The organism is Pseudomonas urethralis (assembly GCF_021602465.1).
Classification (GTDB): domain Bacteria; phylum Pseudomonadota; class Gammaproteobacteria; order Pseudomonadales; family Pseudomonadaceae; genus Aquipseudomonas; species Aquipseudomonas vlassakiae.
In genome coordinates this window covers 1-5,731 of record NZ_BQIJ01000038.1, presented here as the reverse complement: position 1 = coordinate 5,731, position 5,731 = coordinate 1, and the positions used below count along the sequence as shown (strand labels likewise).

At 59.1% G+C, this 5,731-nt stretch carries 10 protein-coding genes; 3 read left to right on the top strand and 7 right to left on the bottom strand.

Annotated elements, in window-relative coordinates; all coding sequences use genetic code 11:
* Nucleotides 1-156: 156 nt before the first annotated feature.
* The 7 genes from L6D64_RS27910 to L6D64_RS28335 all read right to left on the bottom strand — a co-directional run bounded on the left by L6D64_RS27910 (nt 157) and on the right by L6D64_RS28335 (nt 3,857).
* Nucleotides 157-363 carry a hypothetical protein gene (locus tag L6D64_RS27910; RefSeq protein ID WP_176510433.1) on the bottom strand — a complete coding sequence of 69 codons (207 nt, stop codon included), beginning with the start codon at nt 361-363 and terminating at the stop codon, nt 157-159.
* Nucleotides 360-575 carry a hypothetical protein gene (locus L6D64_RS27905; protein ID WP_176510434.1) on the bottom strand — a complete coding sequence of 72 codons (216 nt, stop codon included), beginning with the start codon at nt 573-575 and terminating at the stop codon, nt 360-362. The genes L6D64_RS27910 and L6D64_RS27905 overlap by 4 nt, the downstream gene beginning before the upstream one ends.
* Complete coding sequence (locus L6D64_RS27900) at nt 572-775, bottom strand: hypothetical protein (RefSeq protein ID WP_176510435.1); 204 nt, start codon at nt 773-775, stop codon at nt 572-574. The genes L6D64_RS27905 and L6D64_RS27900 overlap by 4 nt, the downstream gene beginning before the upstream one ends.
* Nucleotides 772-1,191, bottom strand: coding sequence for a hypothetical protein (locus tag L6D64_RS27895; RefSeq protein ID WP_236192655.1), 420 nt, complete (start codon nt 1,189-1,191; stop codon nt 772-774). Before L6D64_RS27895 ends, L6D64_RS27900 begins: the two co-directional genes overlap by 4 nt.
* 345 nt (nt 1,192-1,536) lie before the next feature.
* Nucleotides 1,537-1,746 carry a hypothetical protein gene (locus tag L6D64_RS27890; RefSeq protein WP_176510354.1) on the bottom strand — a complete coding sequence of 70 codons (210 nt, stop codon included), beginning with the start codon at nt 1,744-1,746 and terminating at the stop codon, nt 1,537-1,539.
* Nucleotides 1,747-1,824: 78 nt separating this feature from the next.
* Nucleotides 1,825-2,019, bottom strand: a complete 195-nt coding sequence (locus L6D64_RS27885) for a hypothetical protein (RefSeq protein WP_176510353.1) — start codon at nt 2,017-2,019, stop codon at nt 1,825-1,827.
* 1,073 nt (nt 2,020-3,092) lie between these two features.
* Nucleotides 3,093-3,857 (bottom strand): S24 family peptidase, encoded by a 765-nt coding sequence (locus tag L6D64_RS28335; protein ID WP_276575183.1) that lies wholly within the window; start codon nt 3,855-3,857, stop codon nt 3,093-3,095.
* A gap of 88 nt (nt 3,858-3,945) precedes the next feature.
* On the opposite strand from L6D64_RS28335, the gene L6D64_RS27875 reads away from it, so the two are divergent.
* The 3 genes from L6D64_RS27875 to L6D64_RS27865 all read left to right on the top strand — a co-directional run bounded on the left by L6D64_RS27875 (nt 3,946) and on the right by L6D64_RS27865 (nt 5,651).
* Complete coding sequence (locus L6D64_RS27875) at nt 3,946-4,191, top strand: hypothetical protein (RefSeq protein ID WP_176510352.1); 246 nt, start codon at nt 3,946-3,948, stop codon at nt 4,189-4,191.
* A gap of 32 nt (nt 4,192-4,223) precedes the next feature.
* Nucleotides 4,224-4,514 (top strand): hypothetical protein, encoded by a 291-nt coding sequence (locus L6D64_RS27870; RefSeq protein ID WP_176510351.1) that lies wholly within the window; start codon nt 4,224-4,226, stop codon nt 4,512-4,514.
* A gap of 273 nt (nt 4,515-4,787) precedes the next feature.
* Nucleotides 4,788-5,651: a BRO-N domain-containing protein gene (locus L6D64_RS27865; RefSeq protein ID WP_236192654.1), complete on the top strand. Its 864-nt coding sequence runs from the start codon at nt 4,788-4,790 to the stop codon at nt 5,649-5,651.
* The last annotated feature ends 80 nt before the right edge of the window (nt 5,652-5,731 follow it).

The following is a 5,731-nucleotide window of genomic DNA, read 5'->3' as shown; positions in this document are numbered from 1 at the left end:
GGTCCGGTTATCCCCTAAGGGCCCGCCGGGCTCGGGTGTGTGTTCAGGAAGTGATGCTGCCGGCCAGTGCGCTGGCGAGCATGAAGAAGGTGCAGGCGAAGAGCATGGAGAAGGAGCCTCGCCAGATGACCAGACGGCGGGCGCGCTGGTAGCTGGTCATTCGTCATCCCTCATCGGGGGAATATCGATGCCCTCGCGCTCAAGGAGCTCTTCAAGCGCGAAAACTCGGCCAACCTGGTTACCAACCGACAGCGCTGTAATTTCAGCGCCATCTATCTCTCCGCCAAGGCAGAAGAGTTCAGGGTGCGCACTGCGGAATTCCTCAGCATCATCCAGCTGGAAAACAACTGTCAGAAATTTCATGCCCGAACCTCGTAGGCCAGCGTGCACATGCCGCAGAGGTAGGCACGGCCCGACCATGCTGCCGGGTTCTCGATGTGAGCCAGTCGCGCCTGATTCATGGCGTCCTCCATGGTCAGGCCCTTGAATACCAGCAGGATTCGATCGTCTGGCACGGCCTGGGCAACCTCGGCCACCTGGTCGTCGATGAGCGACGGGAAGATCGGCGTAGTCATGCAGCCTCCTTGCGCCGAACGGCAATACGCCGAATGCGCTCGCAGTAGTGTTTGAATTCCTCGGCATCGATGACGAGGATGGAAAAGTAGGCGACCACCATGGATTCGGCCTTCGCATCCTCCACCGGGCCTGAGCCCGGCAGAAGCATCGTCTCGATCGCGGCCTCGATGGCGCGAACCGCCACGCTGTGAGGATTCATTCCGCGTCCTCGGCCTGGGCCAGCACTGCTTCCTTGGCGAAGGGCGTGAGCAGCTGGCGGGCGATCTCCTGTAGTGCTGCCTCAGGGCTCGCCACGCTCATGATTTCGTCGGCAGCTGCCGCGGCATCGCTGGTGACCTTGCAACGCGCGGACAGGATCAGGCGCCCGAGGACCGAGTTGCTGATCCCAGACAGGCCAAGCTGGCCCATCGCGAACTCGTCCACCGCCTGAGCGAAGCGTTCGTATGTCACGCCACGCTGGCGGAAGTTGCGCTGGAACACTACGTCACGGCGCGCCATCAGCTCTGCGATACCGTCGTCGATCCAGCGTGCCTCCGCCTGCTCAGCCGCGCTTTCGCTCACCGCCGGAGGCAACTGGTTGTCGTACTGCCATTGTGCTGCTCGAAGTGCGCCCATGGCGTCCTCCAGATAGGTTATGCGGCCGCATTGGCCAGGAGCCAGGCGCGGGTGACCAAACCCACCGTGAAAGGTGGCCTGGCGCCTGCCGATGCGGTCGAAGTGAAGGGATGGGATGCGGGATGCATCGGAGATTGATCGGAACACCAGGGCGCTACCCCTGCTTGGTTCCCGCCGCGTTTCTGGTATTGGCCGTCTCGCATATACCGGCTCAGGAGGTTCACGGGTCTTTGCGATCCTAGCGCTGCAGCTCGCTTGAGCACGCTCCGATCAATCTCCGATGAACCCTGCGATGGGGAGCAGGGCATCGGGCAGTTAACGTCAGGCTGTCGTGGCGCTGGTTGTTCAGTGCTGCAGCGCGCCGCGGCCATATGGCTTGAAGCAGCAAGCGCAGACGGCCACACCGGTCTCCTGCTCGATCTCAATAGCTCGAGCGGCCCTTCGTGCTGCGTAGCCGGAAACGCCTGCGCGTTCAGCTTCTTCAGCTGCTTTCAGCCATTGGGCGATTGCAGGATGAGGAACAGGTCGACCCTCAAGATCAATTTCTATCTGCATCGTCTTACCCTCCAGGGCGGTTGATTAAGTGGATTCCCCCTGATACGCCCCACTTGAGGCGCACCGGGGAATCGTCTGTCAGCCCAAGTGCAGGGCCAGCATGCCGCGATCCATGATGTGCAGCTCGTCGGTGCCGTTCATGATCTCGCGCAGCTTCTCGACGCCACCGGCAATGCCGGTTACCGCTGCAACCACTTGCAGCTGGCCGCGACGATCCGCATTGCGCAGGGCCGAGCGGATTCGTTCGTCCTGTTTTGTGTCGGTCAGGTTCATGCTGTGTTCCTCCAGTGGATTCCCAAAGCCGGCTCATTGAACCGGCAGAGGTGAATCGGTTGGTCCGGCCTCGCTACTGGCGACAGGCCGGGGCATTGCGTCAGCGGTGATCGCTCGAGTTCAGCCGCCGACGGCCATGCTCTCAGTTCGGTTGGCCTTGAGCTTCCCTATCACCTCGCGTCGATCGGCCTCGGCGGGGTGGTCGCTGGGTAAGGTGTTCGCTACACGACGGCCGACTGCAGCTCTGCGGCCAGCTGGGTGGGGCAGTCCGTCGTGGGTTGCCGGTCCGCGTTCCGGCTGGTCTATCTACTTCATGGGCAGGTTCCTCCTCTTGGTTAATCGCTGCTCGCGCTTTGCCAGGTACCGACGCCCGTTCTGAGGGCATCCCGGCAGGGAGCATCTGCAGCGCAACCCTCCATCCGCTTTCCGTGGCCGGCCTGTGCTCCTGCCGTGCTGACGTTCCGCCTGATTTCGAGCTGGCCAGTTCCAGAGCTGGCATGGGGATCGAATTTATTGCTCGCGCTGTGCCGTTGCCGGGATCGATCCGCGAGGTTCCCATCAATGTGAAAGAGCGGCGGCCTGTGAGGGCCTCTGCAGTCCCTCGTGAGTGACTGCTTGAGGTGAAATTTATCTGTGCGATAAATGGCTGTCAATATCAATTTGATAAATTTATCTCCGGTCGATGATCGGTCGTTTATCAGGATGCCTTTTGCCAGGCGAAAAAAAGCCCGCACTGGGCGGGCTTATTTTTTATGAGGACTGGATCAGCTGGCTGAGGCCTTGGAAAAAACAGTCTGAGCGTCAGCTAGGCGAATGCTTCCACAGGCTGTGCATGTAACCTGGTAAGCCACGGTGTACCCATCTACGATGCCATCAAACCGAAGAGGCGTGGGCTTGCCTTTAAGCGTCTCAACCACCCAGGCCTCCTGTTCGCAAGTCCAGCAAGGCTTCAGATGGCCGAGCGAGGTCAGGGCGGACTTCACTGCTTTTGCTGGAAGAGCGATTATCTTCTCAAGATCGTCCGGGTCGTCTCGACGAGATTTCTCCGTAATTTTGTTCACTTGCAACCCTCCCTAGAAGAACGACGCGCCCCAAAAGACGCGGCCAATGATGCTTATTTCCTCTGCAGCCAGCTCGTCTGCCGTGTATTCCTCATCGGGATGCTCGTCCCGATTGAAGCTGCGTAGGCGCAATCCGCCGCGAGCGGTTCGGTAAAGCTGCTTCACGCGGACATGGCCGGCGTGGTTAAGCGCATACATCTTCCCGTCCACAACGTCCGAAACCTTGTTCTTGGCCCGATCGACCGCCACGGTTCCGCCATTCTGAAGAACGGGCTCCATGGAGTTTCCAGAGATCGAGACGCACACAGCCTGGTCGGGCTGTACGCCCATATTGCGAACGGTGTACTTGCCAAAGCGCAGCTTGCGGGTACCGCTTACCTCGATCACTGTCTTGCCGCCTCCTGCGGAAAGCTCCACTTCCTTCAGGAATGGCAGCTCAATCTCATCTTCATCCAGCGGCGTATCGTCGGCCCACTGGTCGATCCCCTCGGATTCGATCCTTGCGTTAGCCTCCACGGAGCGCCTGCCGGCAGGCAGATCGTGCGGCTGATCCAGCCAGCCATGTTCCAGGCCGGCCGCCGCTTCGATCTTCCTGGCCAGCTGTGGGCCGAGATTTCGCTTTGGGTTGGGTGAAATGATCAGGCTGATAACGGAAGGAGCCGTACCGCACGCAGCGGCAAATTCAGCCTGGGTTGGGTAGCGGGCCGCAAGGGCTCGCAAATTTTCGCGTCGAATGGTGTTGGTATCCATGCGCGGATGATGGCCGCTTTTATCCATGTGATAAATAATCTTCCTGATGAATCTCTGGTTGCCTAAAAATTATCACTGAGATAAATTTGCTTTATCTCCCGGAAAGGTGACTCAGATGAAAACCCCCATCCCTGAAATGCAGACCTGGCTTTCCAGCGCGAGCGCAGATGAGCGTCAGCGTGTGGCCGATGCTTCAGGAATTTCGGTCGGCTACCTGTGGCTGATCGCTGGAGGGCATCGGAAGCCATCCGAAGACGTCGCCGCAAACCTGCATAACGCAACTGGTGGTCGCGTTTCGGCCTTCTCGTTCTTTCCAAAGCTCGCAGCCATTGCTGCTACTGACGCCAAGTCGGTCGCATAACCAATTTCTTAGCCGCAAGGAGCCACTTAAGCATGTACATCGACCCCAGTCACCGCAGGGACAACGTCCACAAGGTGCGACTCAATCACTACAGCGATTCCCAGCTACGCAGGGTTGCGCAGTCGCTCGGCCTGCAGCCAGCAGTGCTTGGTCGAGAACTGGTGGAGATGGGCGCAGAGCTTCTGGGCGATCCAGAAATCGTAAGTCTTGCAGCAACTCTCAAGTGTTCAACAACTGCTCTGGTTCAACAGCTTGTTAGCCAGGGCGCGCAGGAGCTGAAGGCCCTGCTTGACGAGAAGGGTATCAAACGTCTGAGGGCCTAATGAGGAGGAAGGTGGCATGACGAGTGCCGTAACGGGTCTTGATCCGGGTGAAGTTGAACGGGTCATCCCGGAATCTCTGAGGGAACTGATCAGGGAGGCAGCGCGCCGATCAGCACCGAAGGTGCGACAGGCATTGAGTGAGAAAGGGCAGGCGACTATTGCGCGCCTCCCATACAGAGCGAGGGACTCATAAGGGACACAAAACAATCAGGCACAAAAAAGCCGGGATTGCGCCCCGGCTCTCTGCTTCACATAAAACTCTTGAGGTGAATTATGCATCCGCAGGACATCAGTATACAAGCCCCATCGAATCTCGCGCCACAAAACGCGAACTACGATTCTGTGGCGCGCACAGTGAACCTGTTCAGTTTCGAAGGCTTCGACGTCCGTGTCGTGCTAGTTGATGGTGAGCCTTGGTTCTCTGCTAGGGACGTTGCCGAACGTCTTGGCTACACCAATCCACAGAAAGCAGTGCGCGACCACTGCAAAAGCCCGCGCCCGGTGGGGGTGAACGATTCGTTCACCCTGGGTCCTTCGGCAAACATCATCCCAGAACGTGACGTCTACCGGCTGGTGATGCGCTCGAAGATGCCTCAAGCCGAACGCTTCGAGGAGTGGGTGGTGAGCGAAGTACTTCCCAGCATTCGCAAAACTGGCGGTTACACCGCCCCGGCCCAGCCCGCCGACCTCAGCAAGCTGGAAATTCTCCAGATGGCCCTAGAGTCAGAGAAAGCCCGTGTCCTGCTCACCGTCCAGGTCGAGGCCCAGGCCAAGAAGATCGACCACCTGGAAAACCTGTTCAAGGAAGGCATGAGCCACGTCCAGTTCTGCAAGAGCCTGAATGGGGTAAACGTGATGCAGGTGGGGCACTTCCTCGAAGGCCGCAACTGGCTCTACAACGAAAGCAAGTCCGGCACCCGGTACCGTGTGGCCGCCTACGCCCGCGACAAGTACATGACCGAGCACCAGCAGGAGATCGCCCCGCACGGCAAAGAGGCGTTCATCAGCTACACGCCGATCCTGCTGCGCAAGGGCGCGGTGCGCCTGTACGAGCTGTACCTGGCCGGAGAGCTGCCCATGAAGAAGAACTGGGACGGCCTGCACACCCACGACAAGGCCGTGCGGGGTGCAGCATGAGCGATGACCTGATCCGAAAACAATTTGAAGATGCCTTCAGCGCTAATTTTCCTTGCACCTACAAGGCAGCAAAGGCTGGC